The organism is Arthrobacter sp. RIT-PI-e (genome assembly GCF_001187915.1).
Lineage (GTDB): Bacteria > Actinomycetota > Actinomycetes > Actinomycetales > Micrococcaceae > Arthrobacter_D.
In genome coordinates this window covers 49,057-69,834 of sequence record NZ_LGIU01000098.1, presented here as the reverse complement: position 1 = coordinate 69,834, position 20,778 = coordinate 49,057, and the positions used below count along the sequence as shown (strand labels likewise).

General features: G+C 69.5%; 19 protein-coding genes. 16 read left to right on the top strand and 3 right to left on the bottom strand.

The genetic code is table 11. From position 1 onward, the window contains the following. Nucleotides 1–267: 267 nt before the first annotated feature. A complete protein-coding gene (locus AC792_RS15105) occupies nucleotides 268–1,038 on the bottom strand; it encodes an alpha/beta fold hydrolase (protein ID WP_049831310.1) in 771 nt (256 codons plus the stop codon). Between the two features lie 38 nt (nucleotides 1,039–1,076). Between AC792_RS15105 and AC792_RS15100 the strand changes: the two genes are divergently transcribed. The 15 genes from AC792_RS15100 (at nucleotide 1,077) to dnaB (ending at nucleotide 18,266) form a co-directional block, all read left to right on the top strand. Continuing rightward, nucleotides 1,077–2,759 carry an ATP-binding cassette domain-containing protein gene (locus AC792_RS15100; protein ID WP_049831309.1) on the top strand — a complete coding sequence of 561 codons (1,683 nt, stop codon included), beginning with the start codon at nucleotides 1,077–1,079 and terminating at the stop codon, nucleotides 2,757–2,759. A 370-nt stretch (nucleotides 2,760–3,129) separates the two neighbouring features. Further along, nucleotides 3,130–5,520, top strand: coding sequence for a hypothetical protein (locus tag AC792_RS15095; protein ID WP_049831308.1), 2,391 nt, complete (start codon nucleotides 3,130–3,132; stop codon nucleotides 5,518–5,520). Nucleotides 5,521–5,645: 125 nt separating this feature from the next. Next, the gene (locus AC792_RS15090) at nucleotides 5,646–6,839 is read left to right on the top strand and encodes an MFS transporter (RefSeq protein ID WP_049831307.1); all 1,194 of its coding nucleotides are present in this window, start codon (nucleotides 5,646–5,648) and stop codon (nucleotides 6,837–6,839) included. Between the two features lie 87 nt (nucleotides 6,840–6,926). After that, on the top strand, nucleotides 6,927–7,967 hold the full coding sequence (locus AC792_RS15085; RefSeq protein WP_049831306.1) for an ATP-binding cassette domain-containing protein: 1,041 nt from the start codon (nucleotides 6,927–6,929) through the stop codon (nucleotides 7,965–7,967). Further along, on the top strand, nucleotides 7,964–8,842 hold the full coding sequence (locus tag AC792_RS15080; RefSeq protein WP_082177799.1) for an ABC transporter permease: 879 nt from the start codon (nucleotides 7,964–7,966) through the stop codon (nucleotides 8,840–8,842). The genes AC792_RS15085 and AC792_RS15080 overlap by 4 nt, the downstream gene beginning before the upstream one ends. A gap of 178 nt (nucleotides 8,843–9,020) precedes the next feature. Then, nucleotides 9,021–9,965 (top strand): ABC transporter ATP-binding protein, encoded by a 945-nt coding sequence (locus tag AC792_RS15075; RefSeq protein ID WP_049831305.1) that lies wholly within the window; start codon nucleotides 9,021–9,023, stop codon nucleotides 9,963–9,965. Nucleotides 9,966–9,967: 2 nt separating this feature from the next. After that, nucleotides 9,968–10,855: an ABC transporter permease gene (locus AC792_RS15070; protein WP_049831304.1), complete on the top strand. Its 888-nt coding sequence runs from the start codon at nucleotides 9,968–9,970 to the stop codon at nucleotides 10,853–10,855. A gap of 32 nt (nucleotides 10,856–10,887) precedes the next feature. Beyond that, entirely contained in the window at nucleotides 10,888–12,204 is a 1,317-nt protein-coding gene (locus AC792_RS15065) for a sensor histidine kinase (protein ID WP_235436832.1), read from the top strand. After that, nucleotides 12,161–12,859: a response regulator gene (locus AC792_RS15060; protein WP_049831303.1), complete on the top strand. Its 699-nt coding sequence runs from the start codon at nucleotides 12,161–12,163 to the stop codon at nucleotides 12,857–12,859. The genes AC792_RS15065 and AC792_RS15060 overlap by 44 nt, the downstream gene beginning before the upstream one ends. 81 nt (nucleotides 12,860–12,940) lie before the next feature. Continuing rightward, a complete protein-coding gene (locus tag AC792_RS15055) occupies nucleotides 12,941–14,224 on the top strand; it encodes a M18 family aminopeptidase (protein WP_049831302.1) in 1,284 nt (427 codons plus the stop codon). Between the two features lie 169 nt (nucleotides 14,225–14,393). Then, nucleotides 14,394–14,699: a 30S ribosomal protein S6 gene (gene rpsF / locus AC792_RS15050; protein WP_049831301.1), complete on the top strand. Its 306-nt coding sequence runs from the start codon at nucleotides 14,394–14,396 to the stop codon at nucleotides 14,697–14,699. A 61-nt stretch (nucleotides 14,700–14,760) separates the two neighbouring features. Next, complete coding sequence (locus AC792_RS15045; RefSeq protein WP_049831300.1) at nucleotides 14,761–15,330, top strand: single-stranded DNA-binding protein; 570 nt, start codon at nucleotides 14,761–14,763, stop codon at nucleotides 15,328–15,330. A gap of 107 nt (nucleotides 15,331–15,437) precedes the next feature. After that, on the top strand, nucleotides 15,438–15,677 hold the full coding sequence (gene rpsR / locus AC792_RS15040; protein ID WP_005273147.1) for a 30S ribosomal protein S18: 240 nt from the start codon (nucleotides 15,438–15,440) through the stop codon (nucleotides 15,675–15,677). 14 nt (nucleotides 15,678–15,691) lie between these two features. Further along, the gene (gene rplI, locus AC792_RS15035) at nucleotides 15,692–16,141 is read left to right on the top strand and encodes a 50S ribosomal protein L9 (RefSeq protein WP_049831299.1); all 450 of its coding nucleotides are present in this window, start codon (nucleotides 15,692–15,694) and stop codon (nucleotides 16,139–16,141) included. 748 nt (nucleotides 16,142–16,889) lie between these two features. Then, nucleotides 16,890–18,266, top strand: coding sequence for a replicative DNA helicase (gene dnaB / locus AC792_RS15030; RefSeq protein WP_049831298.1), 1,377 nt, complete (start codon nucleotides 16,890–16,892; stop codon nucleotides 18,264–18,266). Here the strand turns inward: dnaB and AC792_RS17135 are convergent. Together AC792_RS17135 and AC792_RS15020 are read right to left on the bottom strand one after the other, a co-directional pair. Beyond that, complete coding sequence (locus AC792_RS17135; RefSeq protein ID WP_235436831.1) at nucleotides 18,263–18,685, bottom strand: MarR family winged helix-turn-helix transcriptional regulator; 423 nt, start codon at nucleotides 18,683–18,685, stop codon at nucleotides 18,263–18,265. The genes dnaB and AC792_RS17135 overlap by 4 nt on opposite strands. A gap of 256 nt (nucleotides 18,686–18,941) precedes the next feature. Beyond that, nucleotides 18,942–19,862, bottom strand: coding sequence for a DUF2382 domain-containing protein (locus AC792_RS15020; RefSeq protein WP_049831297.1), 921 nt, complete (start codon nucleotides 19,860–19,862; stop codon nucleotides 18,942–18,944). Nucleotides 19,863–20,134: 272 nt separating this feature from the next. Between AC792_RS15020 and AC792_RS15015 the strand changes: the two genes are divergently transcribed. Then, on the top strand, nucleotides 20,135–20,749 hold the full coding sequence (locus tag AC792_RS15015; protein WP_049831296.1) for a cysteine hydrolase family protein: 615 nt from the start codon (nucleotides 20,135–20,137) through the stop codon (nucleotides 20,747–20,749). Nucleotides 20,750–20,778 lie beyond the last annotated feature (29 nt).

Below are 20,778 nucleotides of genomic sequence, written 5' to 3'. Positions count from 1 at the left end.
GGTCCTACGAGCAGAACGTGCAACCCTACCTCTGACGCGCGAGGGCCCGGCCCGCATCGACCGGGCCGGGTCGGGTTCCTGCCGCCGACGGCCCGGGGGGCCGGCACGCCCCGCCGGGGCTGGTGACCACCACCGGCGGGGGCCAGGGGGTCGCAGCCGGTTCCCTGATGAGGGGGACGGAACCGGCTGCGATGTCCCCACTCTGCCGTGGAACCCTCAAGTTTCCCCGACCGATCGGCCGAAGGTTCGAGCAAGAACGGTGGACCGCTACGCCGCCGGGTGGGAACGGAACGCGACGACCGCATCCGCCACGGCGGCCGCCGCCCGGTGCTGCACCACGGGGGGCTGACCGTCGATCTCCGCGAACGAGCCCTGCGGTGCACGTCCGGCCAGCTCACGGCACCAGGGTGCGCGGGCGATCACGTCGCGGCCTCCGCGCAGCACCAGCACCGGGCGGCGGACCTGCCCCACGGCCCGCTCCAGCCGGTAGCCCATCATGGCCCGCAGCTGCCGCAGGTACCAGGGGATCCCGGTCAGGAGGTAGTCCGAGAACACCGCCCAGTTGGCGGAGGGACTCTCGCGGAGGGAGTCGACGCCGAGCGCCAGCGCCTGCTGTAGGATCGTGCGGCGTCGGCGATCCGCCGTCGGTCCGATGAGCACCAGGTGACCCACCTGCTCCGGGGAGCGCACTGCGGCGGCGGTGACGAACTGCGCCCCCATGGAGTGCCCCACGAGTGTGCACGGGCCTGTACCGATTCCCCGGATGGCCTCGATCAGCAGGGCCGCGTGGTCCTCGACGCCGAGGTGGGTCCCCGGGCGGGGATCGGCTCCGAAGCCCGGCAGATCGACGGCGTGGACGTCGGCGTCCGCCGACAGTTCCTCGCGCAGCCGGTCGAGGTAGCGGTGGGTCATGCCCAGACCGTGCACGAGCACGTAGGGGGCCCGTGGTGCGGCACCCTGACCGGTGGGTCCCGGCGTCGTCCGTACCCGCAGGGTGAGGCCTTCCACCTGCACGGTGCTGAGGATGGTGGTGGGCATGCGCGAAGTCTACGGGGCGCCCGTGGAAGACTTGGTGCGTGGCTCATCTCGACGTAACCGGCATCGACTACTTCCTCTCCGACGGCAGGCAGCTCCTCAACGGGGTGGCCTTCAAGGTGGGCGACGGCCACAAGACGGCGTTGATCGGACCGAACGGCACGGGCAAGACCACGCTGCTGCGCATCATCGCCGGGGACGTCACCCCGGACGAGGGCGTGGTGAGCCGCTCGGATTCCATGGGCATCATGCGGCAGTTCGTGGGTCAGGTTCGTGATGACACCACGGTCCGTGACCTCCTGGTCTCCTCGGCGCCTCCCGTGCCGGCCGCGGCCGCCAAGCGGGTGGACGACGCCGAGCTCGCGATGCTCGAGGCCGACGACGAACCCACCCAGATGGCCTACGCCCAGGCGATCGCGGACTGGGGCGATGCCGGTGGGTACGAGCTGGAGACCACGTGGGACGAGGTGACCATGGCGGCCCTCGGGATCCCGTTCGACCGCGCGCAGTACCGGGCGGCGTCGTCGCTCTCGGGTGGTGAGCAGAAGCGCCTGGTGCTCGAGGCGCTGTTCTCCGGCCCCGACGATCTGCTGCTCCTCGACGAACCGGACAACTACCTGGACGTGCCGGGCAAGCGCTGGCTGGAGGCGAAGCTCCGGGAGTCGAAGAAGTCCGTGCTCTTCGTCAGCCATGACCGCGAACTGCTGGCCAACGCGGCCACGCGCATCGTGACCCTGGAACCGGGCGTGCTGGGGGCGTCGTCGTGGACCCACGGCGGGGGCTTCGAGACCTACCTGAAGGCCCGTGAGGACCGCAACGCCCGGTTCGAGGAGCTCCGCAAGCGCTGGGACGAGGAGCACCTGAAGCTCAAGGAACTCGTCAACATGTACAAGAACAAGGCGGCCTTCCGCTCCGACATGGCCAACCGCTACCACGCGGCGCAGACCCGGCTGGCGAAGTTCCTGGAGGCCGGCCCGCCCGAGGCGATCCCGCTGGAGCAGAACGTGTCCATGCGCCTGGCCGGCGGGCGGACGGCCAAGCGCGCCGTCGTGGCGCAGAAGCTCGAGCTGACGGGACTCATGAAACCGTTCAGCACGGAGATCTGGTTCGGTGACCGCGTGGGCGTGCTGGGCTCCAACGGCTCCGGCAAGTCCCACTTCCTGCGCCTGCTGGCGGCGGGTGGCACGGACCCGGAGAAGGAGCACCTGCCGGTGTCCGACGTCGACATCGCCGAGGTGCCCCACGAGGGCTCCGTGAAGCTCGGGGCGCGCATCCGGCCCGGCTTCTTCGCCCAGACCCACTCCCGCCCCGATCTGCTCGGGCGCACCCTGGTGGACATCCTGCACCGCGGTGACGAGCACCGCTCCGGGCTGGGCCGGGAGGGCGCCTCGGCGGTGCTGGACCGGTACGGGCTCGCGTCCCAGGCCGAACAGCCCTACGACTCCCTGTCCGGTGGTCAGCAGGCACGGCTCCAGATCCTCCTGCTGGAACTCTCCGGTGCCACCCTCCTGCTGCTCGACGAACCGACCGACAACCTGGACCTGCACTCGGCCGAGGCCCTCGAGCGGGCGATCGACGCCTTCGAGGGCTCCGTCATGGCGGTGACGCACGACCGCTGGTTCGCCCGCGGGTTCGACCGCTTCCTGGTCTTCGGCTCCGACGGCAAGGTGTACGAGACGAAGGAACCCGTATGGGACGAGCAGCGCGTGGCGCGGGCCCGCTGACCGTCACCGGAGCGGCGTCCACACCGGGTCCACACGTTACCCACAGGGTTGTCCACACCTGTTGGTGAGAAGCGCGAGTTATCCACAACGGCGAGTTCCTGTCTGACCGTCACCCCCTTCTGAGTAGGGTGAATCGCGACGTCCTGCATCGCGACGTGCGTACCGACCGGTATCGGCACGGACCGGGGCGCATCGGCATAGGGAACCGAGGATCACCGGAGGGGAATACATGGGGCTGCACAGGGATAGCGGACCGGTGCCCGATCAACACCCGGCGGATCCGGATGCTCCCGGTTCCGCTGCAGCAGGTGCAGCGGTCACTGCCGGTGGAACCCCCGCAGCCGGCCCGGCTCCGACGGCGGCTCCGACGGTGACGGAGCGTGCACCGGGGGGCCGGCGGCCCTGGGAGGCGTGGCACCCGTCGGGGCGCGGCATCCTCGGTGCCGTGGTCACCGGGATCATCGCGTACGTGGCGGCCTGGCTCATGGCGTTCCTGGTGCTGGTCCTGACCCTGTCCTCGCTCGCCCGCTCGGGCACGGGGGAGCCCGGCGGCCTGCAGGAAGGCCTGACGGAGGCGGTCCAGGCCGGACCGGACCCCGATCCATCGACGGCGCTGGCTACCATCCTGGTGCTGCCCACACAACTGGTGGGCATGGCCTTCCTCGGTCCGCTGGACGTGCAGGTGGGCTTCGAGATGTTTGGTCTCGGCCTCGCCCTCGCGGGAACGCTGGCCTGGGTACCCCTCGCCGTGACCGCGACGGCGTTCCTCGTGGCGGCGGGCAGCTCCTACCTCGCGCGTCGTCGACGCCCGCTCGACCCGCGCCGCAGTACCGTCCTCGCCGCCTGCTCGGGCGTGACGGTCGCGGTGCTCGCCTGGGTGGCCACGGCTGCGACGGCCGTGGACCTGCAGGAGGAGGGCTTGAGCTTCTCCGTCTCGGCGGCATCACCGGTGGTGCTCCTGGGTGCGTTCCTCGTCGTGGCGGCGGGGGTGCTCGTCGGCGCCGCGGCAGCGCGCCGGGGTGGCTCACAGGCACCCGCGCCCGTCCGGTGGGTCGTCGCCGTTCTCCAGGTCCTCGCCCTCCACTACGTGCTGGTCACCGTCCTCGCCGGAATCGGTCTCCTCGTCGCGGTCGGTGTCCGGTCAGGGCCGGCGGTACTGCCGTCGGCGTTCGCCTGGCTCCCCACGACCACCGGCTCTGCCTACGGCCTCGTCCATCTGGCGCCGGTCTCCACCGCTCTCGGGGCGGAGACCGGTTCCCTCACCCTGTTCGACCTCCCGTGGTGGGGTTGGCTCTCGGCGCTCGTGGTGCTGCTCCTGGCCACCCTCGTCGGCGCGCTCGCCTGGGCGGCTCGGATGCGCATCCTCCCGCCGGTCCCCGCCCTGCTCTCCTGGGCGGTGCTGCCCGGGGTCTTCCTCGCCGGCGGCGCACTCGTCACAGCCCTCACCCGGGTGAGCGGTACCCTGCTCGGCGTCCCCGGGATCACCTCCGCCGAGTACGGACCGGTGCCCTGGACCTGCCTGGTCCTCTCCGGCTGGGCGCTGGTGATCACCGTCCTCGCCCGGTTCGCCGCGCCCGCGGTCCTCGCCACCTGGCCGCGCCTCGCGACCCTCCCGGTCCTCGGGAGCGGAGCCGGCGTGAAGGGAGCCGGTTCGATCGGGATCGGTCTGCAGGGCGCCGGGTCGGACGGAGCCGGTACCGGGACCACGCGTGCCGGCACCCCCTCACCGCGTCGGGTGAAGCTGCTGGTGGCCGCCGGGAGCACTGCCGTCCTCGTGCTGCTCGGTGCCGTGATCACCGTCAATCTCGTGAACGAGTCCGTGTACGGGCCGGACGAACCGGTGGAGGCGTACCTCGGCGCCCTCGTGGCAGGCGACGTCACCGCCGCCCAGGAAGTGCTTCCCAGCAACGTCGGGGAGGGCCGCAGCGCACTCCTGGACAGCGCCGTGTACGGGGCGGCGCAGCACCGCATCTCCTCCTACACCGTCACCGGCAGTTCGCGGACGGACGACACCGCCACGGTCACGGTCACGGTAGAGCTCACCCAGGACGGTGAGGTCAGCACACGCGATCTCACGCTCACGCGGACCGGCTCCACCGGCGTCCTCTTCGACGACTGGCGGCTCGACGGGCCCGAACCGGTGAACGACGTGAGCATCGCGGTACCCCAGGAACTCCGGGCCGTCACCGTCAACGGCACGGAGGTGGAACTCCCCGTGGGCGACGCCGACAGCTACACCGGACTGCGATCGGTGACGTTCCCCGCGCTCCCCGGCGAGTACACCATCACGCCGCCCGCCGCCTCGACCTATCTCTCCTACGGCGACGAGCAGAGTGTGCTGGTCCCGGCCGCTCCGGGCGGCACACCCCGGGGGGTCCTCTTCGCCAGTACGCCCACGCCCGCCGTGGAGGCCGAGGCGACGGCCCGGGTGCGGGAGGTGCTGACCGGCTGCATCGCCTCCACCGAGCCCTCCCCGCGAGGCTGTCCCAACCGGGCCTTCCTCTTCGGCAGCCCCGGCACGGTACGCGGGGCGAACTGGGTGCTGGACGCCGAACCCACCTTCACCCTCGACGAGTCCTACCTGCCGGGGGTCTACACGCTGCTGTCCGACGACGCCGAGGCCACCTTCTCCTACGAGCGCAACGTCGAGTTCGACCCGCGCAGGCCCGCGCGGTGGGAGCCCGAGGAGGACACCGTGCGGCTCTACCTCAGGGCCACGGTCACCGTCGCGGCGGAGAGCATCGACGTCCGGATGGACTGACCGGGTGGACCGACCGGGTGGCACCGGCGGTGCGCGGCCCCAGGGGGACCCCGGTGCGGACATCGCTTGGTGGACGCCCACCTCCCGCCTACGGTGGGAGGGTGAGACCCCATGTGCGAGCCGCGATGTTCGCCACCTACGCCATCTTCGGCCTCAACGGCCTCGTGTTCGCGAGCTGGGCGGCGCGGATCCCCGCGGCGTCGGCGACGCTGGGTCTCGAGGCCGGGCAGACCGGCGCATTGCTGCTGGTCGGTGCGCTGGGATCGGTGATCTCCCTCCCGCTCGCCGGGCTCGTCGCAGCGCGCTTCGGCATCGCCTCCACGGTGCGGATCGGTGGAACCTCCGCCGCGCTTGGTGCGTGCGCCATCGCGCTCGGGCTCTCCGACGCCACGGTCCCGGTGGTCGCGGTCGGACTGTTCCTCTTCGGCTGTGGCATCGCCCTGTGGGACGTTGGGCAGAACATCGAGGGGGCGGACGTGGAGCGGCTGGTGGGGCGCACCATCATGCCGCGTTTCCATGCCGCCTTCAGCGGGGGAGCGTTCATGGGCGCCCTGATCGGGGCGGGGCTGTCCGCGCTCGCCGTCGACCTGTCGGTGCACCTCCTCACGGTGGCCGTGCTCAGTCTCGCCGTCTCCCTGTGGACACCGCGTTTCTTCCTGCCCATGCCGGCGAGGACACCCGGCGGCCTCCCCGACGAGGCCTCTGGTCCCAAGGCCTCCGGACTGGGTGCGTGGACGGAATCCCGCACGCTGCTGATCGGGCTCGTGGTGCTCGGTGCCGCCCTGACCGAGGGCGCCGCCAACGACTGGGTGGCCAAGGCCACGGTGGACGGCCTCGACGCCATGGAGAGCACGGGTGCGGTCATGTTCGCGGTCTTCGTGGCGGCCATGACGGCCGTGCGCTTCGTGGGAGGGGGCCTGATCGACCGCTTCGGGCGCGTGCGTGTACTGCAGGCGAGCCTCGGATCCTCCCTCGCGGGGCTGGTGCTGTTCGTGCTGGCACCCGATGTGCCGCTGGCGGCACTCGGGGCCGTCCTGTGGGGCGCGGGCGCGGCACTCGGCTTCCCCATGGGGATGTCCGCGGCGGCCGACCAGCCCGAGCGGGCGGCGGCCCGCGTGGCCGTGGTCTCCACCGTCGGGTACCCCGCCTTCCTCGCGGGCCCCCCGCTCCTCGGGTTCCTCGGCGTCGTGGTGGGCATCCGCACTGCGCTGCTCGCCGTGGGTGTGGCGGGCCTCGCCTCCCTCCTGGGGGCACCGGCTGCCCGCGAGCGCACCCACGAGCCGGACGTGCCGCAGGGGGGTCCCGACCACACCCCGTAGGACTCGGACCCGGACCCGGACCGGTGTCGCAGGAATCGGGCGCCGAAACCCCTAGGAACGGGGCGTCCGGAGTCCTACCCTGTCTGCATGGCGATCATCGAAGCATCGGGTCTGACGAAGACCTACTCGTCCAAGAGCGGACCTGTCCATGCACTCGACGGCATGGATCTTTCCGTACCCCAGGGAACGGTCAAGGCACTGCTGGGCCCCAACGGTGCCGGGAAGACCACCGTGGTGAAGATCCTGACCCCCCTCACCCGCCCCACCGCCGGCACCGCGTTCCTGGACGGCATCGACGTGGTGCGGAACCCGAAGGCAGCCCGGCGCATCATCGGCGTGGCGGGACAGTACGCCGCGGTGGACGAGAACCTCACGGGGTTCGAGAATCTCGAGATGGTGGGGCGGCTCTACCACCTGGGGGCGCGTGAATCGAAGCGCAGGGCGCGGGAGCTGATCGAGCAGTTCGAGCTCTCCGAGGCGGGCAACCGTCCGGTCAAGGGTTTCTCCGGCGGCATGCGGCGCCGGATCGATCTCGCGGGCGCGCTGGTGATCGACCCCAAGATCCTGTTCCTCGACGAGCCCACCACGGGGCTGGACCCGAGGAGCCGGCTGGCGCTGTGGGGCATCATCAAGGACCTGGTGAGGAACGGCACCACCCTGCTGCTGACCACCCAGTACCTCGAGGAGGCGGATCAGCTCTCCGACGACATCGCGGTGATCGACGGCGGCAGGGCCATCGCCGAGGGGACGGCTGACCAGCTGAAGGCGCAGATCGGCGGGCACCGGGTGGAGGTGTCCGTCGTCGACTCCGCGGACGCCGCTGCCGCCCGCGAGATCCTGGGACGTCACGGCGAGGGCGAGCCGTCCGTGGGCGACGACGGCCGCACCGTCGAGGTGGCCGTTCGTCAGGGCCCGCGGGCCCTCCAGCTCATCCTCTCCGACCTCGGGGAGGCCGGGATCCCCCTGCACGACGCCGGGATGAGGCGCCCCAGCCTCGACGACGTCTTCCTGACGCTCACCGGGCGCCGCGCAGATGCCGCGGACGCCGCCGATGGTTCCGCCACCGAGGGTGACGACCACGGAGGACGTATCGGGGCCACCGAGCAGCAGAAGGAGCAGACGGTATGAGTGCATCGACGACGGCTGGGCTGCAGCAGGACGGCCGGCGCGTCCCGGGCCCGCCCACCGAGGGCCCGGACCAGTCCTCCGCCCTGTCGGGGTGGATGTCGGACGGCTGGACCGTCACCAAGCGGAACCTGACCAAGTTGCGGCGCTCGCCGGACATGCTGGTGTTCGCCGTGCTGCAGCCCATCATGTTCGTGCTGCTCTTCAGCCAGATCTACGGTGGGTCCATCCAGGTGGAGGGCAGCGACTACACGCAGTACCTGATGGCGGGGATCTTCGCGCAGACGGTGATCTTCGGTTCCACCTTCTCGGGTTCCGCCATGGCGCAGGACCTGAAGGACGGCATCATCGATCGCTTCCGCACCCTCCCCATGAGTTCCTCCGCGGTGCTCGTGGGGCGGACCAACAGCGACCTGGTGCTGAACGCACTGTCCGTGGTGATCATGATGGCCACGGGTCTCCTGGTGGGGTGGCGCATCAACACCTCGCTCGTCGAGGCGGCGGCCGGGGTCGGGCTGCTGCTGCTGTTCTCCTACGCCTTCAGCTGGGTCATGGCCCTGCTCGGGATGTCGGTGAAGTCCCCGGAGGTCATCAACAACGCCTCCTTCATGATCCTGTTCCCGCTGACCTTCATCTCCAACGCCTTCGTGCAGCCGCAGAGCCTTCCCGCCGTGCTCGAGGCCTTCGCGAACTGGAACCCGGTCTCGTGGTTCGTCCAGGCGGTGCGGGAGCTGTTCGGCAACACGGGCAGTGTCCCCGCACCCGACGTGTGGGCGATGCAGAACGCCCTGGTGACCATCCTGATCGGGATCGCCGTCATGCTCCTGGTCTTCGTGCCGCTGTGCATCCGGAAGTTCGCCTCGATCAGCAGCCGGTGACGCAGCAGCCGGGGCGGCGTGCGGGGAGGACCGGGGCCCGGCGTCGTCCGAAAGGCGTAGTCCCCCGAACCGCCGATCATCCCTCGGACCGGTGACCGGGACGCGGGCGGAGCCTAGGGTTGGTGGTACCGGACCCGCAGTTGCGCGTACCGCGTCACCACCAGCCGGAGGATGCACGATGATCGAGGTACAGGCCCTCTCGAAGCGCTACGGCGCGAAGACCGCGGTGGACGCGGTGTCCTTCACCGTGCAGCCCGGCAAGGTGACGGGCTTCCTCGGCCCGAACGGTGCGGGCAAGTCCACCACCATGCGCATGATCGTGGGGCTCGACAGCCCGAGCGCCGGTCGTGTCACCGTCAACGGCAAGCCCTACGCCCAGCACCGCGCCCCGCTGCGCGAGGTGGGGGCCCTGCTGGACGCCAAGGCCGTGCACACCAAGCGCACCGCCTACAACCACCTGCGGGCCATGGCGGCGACGCACGGGATCCCGGACAGCCGGGTCAAGGACGTCATCGAGCTGACCGGGCTCGGCCCGGTGGCCAAGAAGCGGGTGGGAGGTTTCTCCCTGGGCATGGGGCAGCGCCTGGGCATCGCGGCGGCGCTCCTCGGGGACCCCCACACGGTGATCCTGGACGAACCGGTGAACGGCCTGGACCCCGAGGGCGTCCAGTGGGTCCGCCACCTCGCCAAGGGCCTCGCCTCCGAGGGACGCACCGTGTTCCTGTCCTCCCACCTGATGTCGGAGATGGCACTGACGGCGGACCACCTGGTGGTGATCGGCCGGGGCCGCATCATCGCCGACGCGCCCATCCAGTCGATCATCGACGGACAGGGCAAGGCACGGGTCCGTGTCCGCGCGGACCGCCCGCAGGACCTCCTCGGATCACTCGCGGGCGACGGCGTGTCCTCCCAGCTGCTCGAACCGGAACTCATGGAGATCACGGGCGTGGACGCCCGCAGGGTCGCGGAGGTGGCCCTCCGGGAACAGGTGCTCGTGTACGAGCTGACCCCGCTGCACGTGTCCCTCGAGGACGCCTACATGCAACTCACCCAGACGGAAGTCGAATACCACTCATCCACCCCGCTCGCGGGCGAGCCCGTCGCGGCTCCGGAAGGACGCTGACCATGGCCACCTCGACACAGAACGCGCCCGCGCAGCAGCGCCCGCGGCAGAACCGGGACGACGGGACGGGCCTGAACTTCGGCCGGGTGCTGAGGTCCGAGTGGATCAAGGTCACCACGGTGCCCTCCACCGTGATCCTGCTCGCCTGCACCGTGGTGGTGATGGTGGGCCTCGCCGCCCTGTTCGCCTGGGCGATGGCCACATCGGCCGAGGCGATCGCCGGGTCCGAGGTGCCCGCGGAGTTCCAGGCTCCCACGGAGGGGCCGAACAGCATCGCGGGACAAGCGCTCACCACACCCTCCGCGGGCCTGTTGTTCGGGCAGCTGCTCATCGCGTCCCTGGCCGTGGTGCTCATCGCCTCGGAATGGGCCACGGGCATGATCCGCTCGACGATGGTCGCGGTGCCCAAGCGCATCCCGGCCCTGGTCGCGAAGACCGTCATCGTCGCCCTGATCGCCTTCGTCGTCGGCCTCGCCAGCGCCCTGGTCTCCTATCTCGTGGCCCAGCCCATCCTCCGGGGGCAGGACCTCGACTTCGCACTCACGCAGGACGGAGTGCTGGCGAGTGTGATCAACACGGGCACCTTCCTCGCCCTGGTGGCGGTCATCTCGATCTCGCTCGGCACCCTGCTGCGCAACACCGCGGGTGGTGTGGTGACCGCGGTGGGAGTCTTCTTCGTCCTGCCCCTGATCGTGCAGCTCATCTCCGGGCTCGCCGACTGGATCCCGAAGGCGGCGCGCTTCCTCCCCGGTGACGCAGGAACCCAACTGGTCATGGTCACCACCGTCGACGGTGATCTCACCCAGTGGGAAGGCGGCCTCGTGATGACCGCCTGGGCCCTCGGACTCCTCGTGGTCGCCCTGGTCGTCACGAAGAAGCGGGATGTCTAGCCCGGTCCGACCCCGGGCGTGAGGAACCCCTCGTGCCCGATCGACTCTCGGTGAGGGAGTCCGCGGAACGAACGGCCGCGGACTCCCTCACCGAGCTCAATGCGCGCCGGCTCGGTCCCGTGCGGCGCTTCTTCCGTGAGCACCCCCGCGTGATGGACGCCGTCGTGGTGGTGCTCTTCCTGACCGTCTCACTGCCCGACACGGCGTTCCTCGTCGCGGAATCGGGCAGTTGGGCCGGTGTGTCGGGAGTGCTCCTCGCCGCCGTGGCGCTCGCCTGCCGCCGGGACCACCCCGTGCTGGTCCTCACCGTCGTGGCCGTCATCGACACCCCGGTCAGCATGGCCACCGAGGGACGCGGCAGCGTGGCGCTGGCCACGGCGGTGGCCCTCTACACGGTGGCCTCCGTCCACCCGCTCCGCAGAACCCTGATCGCGTTCGCCATGGCGGCGACGCTGTCCGTGAGCGCCCTGTTCCTCGCGCCGGCCGGTTTCTCCCCGGACGTTCCCGGGCTGATCTGGTTCGTCAGCGGTTTCGTGGTCATGTTCCTCGTGATCGCGGTGGGTGTGGGCGTCACCGTGCGGCGCGATCGCGAGCACGAGCTCGTGCTGCGGGAATGGGCAACCCGGAACGCCCGGCTGGCCTCGGCGGGGGAGCGGAACCGCATAGCCCGGGAGATGCACGACGTCGTCGCGCACTCCCTCACCGTGATGGTGGCGCTCTCGGACGGCGCCGCCGTCGTCCTGAAGCGCGACCCCGATCGCGCCGCCGCCGTGCTGGGGGAGCTCTCCTCCACCGGACGCACCGCGATCGCGGACATGCGGCGCGTGCTCGGAGTGCTCCGGACGGAGGATGCCACCGGGCCGCTGGAGCCGCTCCCGGCGTCGAGCTCCGTGGCGCACCTCCTCGAGGGCTTCCGGGCAGCCGGCCTGCCGCTGCGGGTCGCCACCGACGGGCCGAACCTGCCCGATGACCAGGCCTTCCACCTCACGGTGTACCGGATCCTGCAGGAATCCCTCACCAACACGCTCCGGTACGGCAGGGGTACCACCCGGGTGGACGTCTCGATCACCCGGTCCGGGAGCGGGGTGTCCCTGCGGATAGCCGACGACGGGCGGGGGGTCATGGAACCCGGGGTGTCACTGGGATCCGGGCAGGGGATCGCCGGGATGCGTGAGCGCGCCGCCATCTATGCGGGTACGGTGAAGTGCGGCCCGCGGCCCTCGGGCGGGTGGGTCGTGGACGTGCACTTGACGGTGCCCGACGCCGACCACGGCGCCGGGAGTCAACGGGGGGAAGACAATGACGATGCACCACGATCCGGGCCCACGCATCAGGGTGCTGCTCGCTGACGACCAGCCGCTGCTGAGGATGGGCTTCCGGCTCATCCTCGAGGGCGAACCCGATCTCGTGGTCGCGGGGGAGGCCTCCACGGGGTCGGAGGCGGTACGCCTGGCGGCGGAGATCACGCCCGACGTGGTCCTCATGGATGTGCGGATGCCCGACGGCGACGGCATCGAGGCCACACGACGGATCATCCGCTCGGGATCGTGCTCCCGCATCATCATCCTCACCACCTTCGACCTGGACGAGTACGCCTTCTCCGGTCTGCAGGCGGGCGCCTCGGCGTTCCTGCTCAAGGACGTGGCGCCCGAGGACCTGGTGCAGGCGGTGCGGGTGGTGGCCAGCGGCGACGCCGTGGTGGCCCCCCGCGTCACCCAACGGCTCCTGGAGACCTACGTCCGCTCACTCCCCCCGGCGCAGACCGCGGCCCGGACGGCGGACCCGCGGCTGGCGGACCTGACCCCGCGGGAGCGCGAGGTGCTCGAAGCTGTGGCGGAGGGACTCTCCAACGCCGAACTCGCCGCCCGGTTCTTCCTCTCCGAGGCGACCATCAAGACCCACGTGCGGCGGATCCTCACCAAGCTGGGCCTGCGGGACAGGGTGCAGGCCGTGGTGTACGCCTACGAGCACGGGATCGTGGTGCCCGGTCCGGTGGAGCACTGAGCACTGAGCACTGAGCACTGACCACCGTCTCCCGGACGCCTCCCCACGGATCGGGCGGCGCGTATCTGGTTGAATCGGGGGATGAGCCCATCTCCAGCGCACATCACCGATCTCGGCGCCTGCGTGACGGCGTCGCCGTCGAGCTTCCACGCGGTGGCGGAGGCCGCACGCCGCCTCTCCGCAGCGGGTTTCCGGCCCCTCGCCGAGCAGGACGCCTGGGACGGTGGCCCCGGCCGGTACCACGTCGTCCGCGACGGCGCACTGATCGCCTGGCACGTCCCCGACTCCGCGGACGCCACCACGGGCTTCCACATCCTCGGGGCGCACACCGATTCGCCGTCGTTCAAGCTCAAGCCGAAACCCACCACCGGGAAGTACGGTTGGCTGCAGGCGGGGGGGGAGGTGTACGGGGGGCCGCTGCTGAACTCCTGGCTGGACCGTGAGCTGGCGCTCGCGGGCCGGCTCACGCTGCGCGACGGCAGCGAGCACCTGGTGGCCACCGGCCCGCTGCTGCGCTTCCCGCAGCTGGCCATCCACCTGGACCGCGCCGTCAACGACGGCCTGGCCCTGGACAAGCAGCGGCACATGAACCCCGTATGGGGTCTCGGTGATCACGCGGACGAGGACCTCCTCGGCGTCCTCGCGGCCGACGCCGGCGTGGACCCCGGGGAGATCGGCGGCTTCGACGTCGTGGTGGCGGACACGCAGGAGCCGCGCGTCCTCGGTGCCCGCGGCGAGTTCCTCGCCTCCGGCCGGCTGGACAACCTCTCCTCCGTGCATGCAGGCCTCACCGCCCTGCTCGACGCCGCGGAGCACGGTCCCGCGGACGGTCCGATCGCGGTGCTCGCGGCTTTCGACCACGAGGAGGTGGGCAGTGGCTCCCGCTCCGGCGCGAGCGGCCCGTTCCTCGAGGACATGCTGCTGCGCATCTCGCTGGGCCTCGGCGCGGGGACCGAGGAGCGGCTGCGCGCCCTGGCGTCCTCGTTCTGCGTCTCGGCGGACGCCGGCCACGCCGTGCACCCGAACTACGCCGAACGGCACGACCCGGCCAACCTGCCGGTCCTCAACCGGGGCCCGCTGCTGAAGATCAACGCCAACCAGCGGTACACCACGGATGCCCCGGGAGCCGCGTACTGGGCTGCGCTGTGCCGGGACAGCGGCGTGCCGTACCAGGAGTTCGTGTCCAACAACGTGATGCCCTGCGGCTCCACCATCGGCCCCCTCACCGCCACGCGGCTGGGCATCCGCACGGTGGACGTCGGCACGCCGCTGCTGTCCATGCACTCCGCACGCGAGCTGTGCGGCGTCGACGATCCGGGGCACCTCGCCACCGTGACCGCCGCGTTCTTCCGTGGCGGCCGCTGAACCCTCGTCCACAGGAGTTCGGTGACCGCCCCGCCGTCCGGTAACATTGGTTCGTCCGTGCCTCAGCCGGCCCGTGGTACAGACCGCAGGCGGTGGCCGGACCAACGCTGAAGAACCTCCTGTTGCGGAAAGACCGCGACCGCTCAGCCCGAAGGAGGTGGGTTCACACATGCGTGCATATGAATTGATGGTCATCATCGACCCGGACGTCGAGGAACGCTCCATCGACCCGACACTCGAGAAGTTCCTGAACGTGGTCCGCAACGGTGGCGGCACCGTGGACAAGAAGGACATCTGGGGACGTCGGCGTCTTGCGTACGAGATCCAGAAGAAGACCGAGGGCATCTACGCCGTCATCAACTTCACCGCGACGCCGGCCGTGGCGGCCGAGCTCGACCGCCAGCTGAGCCTCAACGAGACGATCATGCGTACCAAGATCATCCGTCCCGAGGAGCAGAAGGTCACCGCCGAGTAGTCTCGGCGGACCAGCACCCCACAACGTCCCGCCCCGGCGGGAAGTGACCCAAGGAGGCACCATGGCAGGCGAAACAGTCATCACGGTGATCGGCAACCTCACCAACGATCCCGAGCTGCGGTTCACGCCGTCGGGATCGGCGGTCGCCAACTTCACCATCGCGTCCACTCCGCGCACCTTCGACCGCCAGAGCAATGACTGGAAGGACGGCGAGACGCTGTTCCTCAGGGCATCGGTCTGGCGCGAGGCCGCGGAGAATGTTGCCGAGACCCTGACCAAGGGAACCCGCGTGGTTGCCCAGGGTCGCCTCAAGTCACGATCGTACGACACCAAGGAGGGCGAGAAGCGCACCGTCATGGAGCTGGAGGTGGACGAGATCGGTCCATCCCTGCGCTACGCCTCGGCGAAGGTCACCCGTACCCAGCGCTCAGGCGGTGGCAACGGTGGCAACAGCGGTGGCTTCGGCGGAAACTCCAACTCGGGCGGCGGGTTCGGTGGAAACTCCGGCTCGCAGTCCGGATGGAACGGTGGCCAGCAGTCCCAGCAGCCGGCGGACGATCCCTGGGGTGCACCCTCGGGCGGTAACTCGCAGGGCTGGGGCAACGGCGGCGACTCCGAACCTCCCTTCTAGGCGCTGCGGTCCCGTTCCCGGGATCCACGCCGCAGTCATGCAGATGACTGGCAGTACCCATCCCGCAGAATCGTTCTGCGGGCTCCGACGAGAAAAGGAGCACCACGATGGCTAAGGCTGAACTCCGGAAGCCCAAACCAAAGTCCAACCCCCTGAAGGCCGCTGACGTCACCGTCATCGACTACAAGGACGTAGCCCTGCTGCGCAAGTTCATCTCCGATCGCGGAAAGATCCGTGCGCGTCGCGTCACCGGCGTGACCGTGCAGGAGCAGCGCAAGATCGCCCAGGCCATCAAGAACGCCCGCGAGGTCGCTCTGCTGCCGTACTCCGGCGCCGGTCGCGGCTAGGAAAGGGACCCATAATGTCGAAGCTCATTCTGACCCAGGAAGTCACCGGCCTCGGTGCCGCGGGCGACGTCGTCGAGGTGAAGAACGGTTACGCACGTAACTACCTTCTGCCCCGCGGTTTCGCCCTGATGTGGAGCAAGGGTGGCGAGAAGCAGGTGGAGTCCATCAAGGCCGCCCGTTCCGCCCGCGAGCACGCATCGCTCGAGGACGCCCAGCGTCAGGCCGCCGCACTGTCGGCCAAGCCCGTCACCCTGACCGTGAAGGCCGGTGGCTCCGGCCGCCTGTTCGGAACCGTCAAGGCCGACGACATCGCGAAGGCCGTCGAGGCCGCCGGGCTCGGGAAGATCGACAAGCGCAAGGTTGAACTGCCTGCTGCCATCAAGTCGATCGGTTCCTACCAGGCGAACGTCCGTCTCCACGAGGACGTAGCAGCCGTGATCGATCTGGATGTCGTCGCCAGCTAGCAACGAGGGGCCCCGGACCCGCGAAGCGGGTTCGGGGTAGTTGCGAAGCGCTAGCAACGATGGGCCCCGGACCCGCGAAGTGGGTTCGGGGTAGTTGCGAAGCGGTGATGTCCGCATCCAGCAGTTCGGATCCTCAGGAAGCCCCCGCGGAAGCGGGGGCTTCCTGCAGTTGGTCACGGTGCAGCCGACATGTGGTGGATCACCCCCCGAATTCTCACCGCGACGCATACTGCTGCGCGTATCCGTGCCCCCCCACGATCTCCGCGACCCGTACCCGGCAGGGCATATGGGGGTGACGTCCGCGCCAGGGCGCCGATCGTCCGGCCGTCCCGCCCGGGCGGTTCGATTCTGTGGATATCCCGAGGGCCGACGGCGGCGACCGCACTGTCCCCACCGTCCTGTCAACAGTGCGCCTGTGGAAGAACGGACGCCCGAAAATAACCTGAGTGCACAGGGCGGGGATAAAGTTATCGCAGGTCAGGGCGTGTATTGAGCTCCACCCACAGAGTTGTCCACAGCTTTCTCCCCATCCTGTGCACAAGATACGGTGAGTAATCCACAGCTTATTCACACTTACCCACACCCCCTGTTGGTCCAGCGCTTTGCGGAAGAGCCGGCGGGGGTTACGGTTGCCGGAAGCTCCCGACAGTGAGGTTCCGGGTACCGGAGCTGATCCGGGACATCCACGCGGGCGTCCGCCGTGCATCCCGGTGTGCAGCGCTTCCAGAAGCAGGAAAGAGGCCCTCACATGTCCCTGGCACATGCAGATTCATCATCGGACACCCGTAACCCGGAGTTCTCCCGTACACCCCCGCAGGACCTCGTCGCGGAGCAGTCCGTCCTCGGGGGCATGATGCTCTCCAAGGATGCGATCGCCGACTGCGTGGAGGTCCTCCGCGGGATCGACTTCTATCGGCCGGCCCACGAGAGCATCTACGAGGCCATCATCGACCTCTACGGGCGCGGCGAGCCGGCCGACGCCGTCACCGTGTCCGACGAGCTCACCAAGCGCGGTGAGATCTCCCGCATCGGGGGCCCGGCGTACCTGCACACACTCATCCAGTCGGTACCCACGGCGGCCAATGCCGGTTTCTACGCGGAGATCGTGCGCGAGCGCGCGGTGCTGAGGCGTCTCGTGGACGCCGGCACCAAGATCGTCCAGCTCGGGTACAGCAACGACGGCGAGGTGGACGACCTCGTCAATGCCGCCCAGGCGGAGGTCTACGCGGTGGCCGAGCGCCGTACCGCGGAGGACTACGTGGCCCTGAAGGACATCATCGAGGGCACGGTGGACGAGATCGAGTCCGCCGGGCACCGCGGGGAGGGGATGACCGGTGTACCCACCGGTTTCTACGAGCTCGACGAACTGACGCAGGGACTCCACGGTGGGCAGATGATCGTGGTCGCGGCCCGTCCCGCGATGGGTAAGTCCACCTTCGCGCTGGACTGGGCGCGGTCCGCGGCGATCAAGCACAACATGGCCACGGTGTTCTTCTCGCTCGAGATGGGCCGCAACGAGATCGCGATGCGCCTGCTGTCCGCCGAGGCCACCATCGGTCTGCAGGATCTGCGCAAGGGCACGATCAAGGACGAGCAGTGGGGGAAGATCGCCACCACGATGGGCCGGATGAACGACGCCCCGCTGTTCATCGACGACAGCCCCAACATGTCCCTGATGGAGATCCGGGCCAAGTGCCGGCGGCTCAAGCAGCGCCATGATCTGAAGCTGGTGGTCCTCGACTATCTGCAGCTGATGTCCTCGGGCAAGCGCGTCGAGTCACGGCAGCAGGAGGTGTCCGAGTTCTCGAGGGCCCTGAAGCTCCTGGCCAAGGAGCTGAACGTGCCGGTGGTCGCGCTCTCGCAGCTCAATCGTGGATCCGAGCAGCGTACGGACAAGCGGCCGCAGGTGTCCGACCTGCGTGAATCGGGGTCGATCGAGCAGGACGCCGACATGGTGATCCTGCTGCACCGTGACGACGTCTACGACAAGGAGTCGGCGCGTGCGGGGGAGGCCGACGTGATCGTCGCCAAGCACCGCAACGGCCCTACCAAGACCCTCGTGGTGGGCTTCCAGGGCCACTACTCACGCTTCAACAACATGGCGGCGGACGGCGGGGGCTACTAGTCCTTCTTGGGGCCCAGCTCGTTGATGACCGTCTTCAGGCGGTCCCGCAGGTCCTCGGACGCCAGGCCCTCCTCGGCCATCAGCTCGTTCTCGATGTTCTTGGCCCGCTCGAGCGCCTTCTGCCCGGCCGAGGTGATGGTGATCCGCTGGCTCCGTCGGTCCGCCGTGTTGCGCAGCCGGGTCACCAGACCACGCTTCTCGAGGCGGTCCAGCGTGCGTCCGACGGTCTGGGCCTGCACATGGACCAGCTGCGCCAACCGGACGCCGGTCAGGGTCCCCTCGCGTTCGAGCACACCGAGGGTGGTGAGACCTGCATGGGTGATGCCGATGCCCAGGAGTTTCTCGTTCCATGAGTGCTCCACGATCCGTGCGGCCGTGGTCAGCAGGCGGCTGGTCGACCAATCGTTCAACTCCGGCACGATGGCGTTTCCTTCCCCTTGGTGATGCATTGTGCTGCGTGGTGGATGTTCCTCTGCTGACCACTCTAGACACCTTCGGCCGGAATAGACAGCTTGCTTAGCATCTTTCCTGCACGGTGGGCAAGAAGTTGACTTCGAGGAGTAGCAGGTCGCGGACGGAGGGGTGAGGTGCCTCCTGCCGGGCTGCCAGGAGTTCCGTCCACGAACGACGACGGCGGGCCCGGAAGTAGCTTCCGGGCCCGCCGTCGGTGATGCTCTAGGAGTTCGTGCCTCGGCGCGTGTCGTCCACGCCCTCGACCTCGATCTCTTCCTTGCGCACATCCGCGCTGACCGTCTCCTGGTCGGTGACCGTCTCCTTGTCGAGGCGGACGCGCTCGACCGCGACGGCTTCCTTCTCGACCACGGGGCGCTCCTCGGTGAGGGTCACCTCGTGCTCCTCCTCGCTGATCGCGGGGCCGTCGTAGGCGTCGCCGCGGTTGGCGTCGGTGATGGGCTCGCGCTCCACCCGGACCTCCTCGTGGCTGACGGGAACCGTCTTGGTGACGTTCTCGGTGGTCACGTACTTGCGCATGCGCGCACGGCCCGCCTCGCGCTTCTCGGTGCCGACGCGGAGCTGCTCCTCGGAGCGGGTCATGGCATCGTCCGTGGTGGGACCGGAGGTGTCGTGGCCCACGGTGTGGCGGCTGGTGTCCGTGGAGGAGTCCACCCCGGCAGTGGTGCGACCCGCGGCTGCGGCGTCGAGGTCGACGTCGCGCTCACCCTGGCCGACGGTCCCGGTGGTGGTCCCCGTCGTCGTGGTGGTGTCGTAACCGGCGGTCCCGGTGGTGCCCGTGGTGGTCTCGGTGTAGCCGCTGGTGCCGCCACCGATCTCGTAGTGGCTGTACAGGCGGTCCTCCTCCTCGGGGCTGAGGTTGCCGTCGGACTCGATGCGCGGTGCGTCCTTCACGTGCTGCTTGGTGTAGGGGACGCGTACGTCGTCGCCCTCGACGTCCGCACCCTGCAGGGGTACGAAGGACTCCGAGGTACCGAACAGGCCGGTCTTGGCGGTGACCCAGCTCGGCTCGCCGGTCTGGTCGTCGAGGTAGACCTGGCCGATCGAACCGATCTTCTCGCCGTCGGTGCCGAGGACGTTGCCGCCGTTGCCGAGCAGGGTGTCGATGTTCTCCTGGGTGATCATTTCCTTCTCCTTCTGAGTACTCTCACGTCGAGGGTATGGAATTCTCGGTTGTTGGTCCCATCCGGATACCGGACGAACCACCGACCCCTAGAGTAAGCACACTTAGTACCAGATGGGAAGCAGGCTTACCGTCTCAGTGCGGATTGTCCCCCGGCGGCCGGCGTGAGAGCGTCGAAGCAGGGTGTGCGGATCCGCGGTCCCGCGGCGATCCCAGGCCACCGAGCCGCCCTCCCGACTGGAAAACTCGGCCGGCACCGTCCGATCGGAGTCCCATGTCACAGTCCCAGGCCCACGCCACCTTCGAGGGTGCGGAGGGGAGGACGGCGCTGCTGGTCATCGACATGCAGAACGCCTTCTTCGAGGACCAGATGCTCGCAGCGGCCCGGCAGGAGCTCGTGGTGGCCTGCAACGCGCTGGTCCGTGCTGCCCGGGCCGGTGGCGCTCCCGTCCTGGTGATCGGTACGGAGCACATGCCGGATCGCTCCACCTGGACCGTCTCCATGCGGGACGACGACCAGGGCTTCATCTTCGGCGGAACCGACCAGGCCCGGATCGTCGACGGCCTGGAGGTGGAGGGGGAGGAGCGCGTGCTCAAGACGCGTGACAGTGCGTTCTTCGGCACCGGACTCGCCGAACGGCTCCGGGACCTCGGTGTGGACCGGGTGGTCCTCGCCGGCGTCTCCACCCACAACTGTGTGGCCCACACGGGCGCGGACGCTTTCGCGTCGGATCTCCGGGCGGCCTATGCCCGCAGTGCGATCGGGAGCACGAACACGAAGTACGCAGCGGCGATGCTAGAGATGCTCTCGGCGGAGTACCGCCAGCCGATCCTCTCCCAGGTAGAGGCCGAGGCCGCACTGGGCCGATCGGCAGGAACACCGGGCTGACGGGCGGTCGACCCGGCCGTTAGTGCCGC

Excerpts from the sequence above, each read along its gene's own strand:
- rpsR (WP_005273147.1), top strand. The coding sequence starts at position 15,438 with ATGGCTAAGGCTGAACTCCGGAAGCCCAAACCAAAGTCCAACCCCCTG.
- AC792_RS15105 (WP_049831310.1), bottom strand. The coding sequence starts at position 1,038 with ATGCCCACCACCATCCTCAGCACCGTGCAGGTGGAAGGCCTCACCCTG.
- AC792_RS15080 (WP_082177799.1), top strand. The coding sequence starts at position 7,964 with ATGAGTGCATCGACGACGGCTGGGCTGCAGCAGGACGGCCGGCGCGTC.
- AC792_RS15070 (WP_049831304.1), top strand. The coding sequence starts at position 9,968 with ATGGCCACCTCGACACAGAACGCGCCCGCGCAGCAGCGCCCGCGGCAG.
- dnaB (WP_049831298.1), top strand. The coding sequence starts at position 16,890 with ATGTCCCTGGCACATGCAGATTCATCATCGGACACCCGTAACCCGGAG.
- AC792_RS15045 (WP_049831300.1), top strand. The coding sequence starts at position 14,761 with ATGGCAGGCGAAACAGTCATCACGGTGATCGGCAACCTCACCAACGAT.
- AC792_RS15020 (WP_049831297.1), bottom strand. The coding sequence starts at position 19,862 with ATGATCACCCAGGAGAACATCGACACCCTGCTCGGCAACGGCGGCAAC.
- rpsF (WP_049831301.1), top strand. The coding sequence starts at position 14,394 with ATGCGTGCATATGAATTGATGGTCATCATCGACCCGGACGTCGAGGAA.
- AC792_RS15015 (WP_049831296.1), top strand. The coding sequence starts at position 20,135 with ATGTCACAGTCCCAGGCCCACGCCACCTTCGAGGGTGCGGAGGGGAGG.
- AC792_RS15075 (WP_049831305.1), top strand. The coding sequence starts at position 9,021 with ATGATCGAGGTACAGGCCCTCTCGAAGCGCTACGGCGCGAAGACCGCG.
- AC792_RS15090 (WP_049831307.1), top strand. The coding sequence starts at position 5,646 with ATGTTCGCCACCTACGCCATCTTCGGCCTCAACGGCCTCGTGTTCGCG.
- AC792_RS15055 (WP_049831302.1), top strand. The coding sequence starts at position 12,941 with ATGAGCCCATCTCCAGCGCACATCACCGATCTCGGCGCCTGCGTGACG.
- AC792_RS15060 (WP_049831303.1), top strand. The coding sequence starts at position 12,161 with ATGCACCACGATCCGGGCCCACGCATCAGGGTGCTGCTCGCTGACGAC.
- rplI (WP_049831299.1), top strand. The coding sequence starts at position 15,692 with ATGTCGAAGCTCATTCTGACCCAGGAAGTCACCGGCCTCGGTGCCGCG.
- AC792_RS15085 (WP_049831306.1), top strand. The coding sequence starts at position 6,927 with ATGGCGATCATCGAAGCATCGGGTCTGACGAAGACCTACTCGTCCAAG.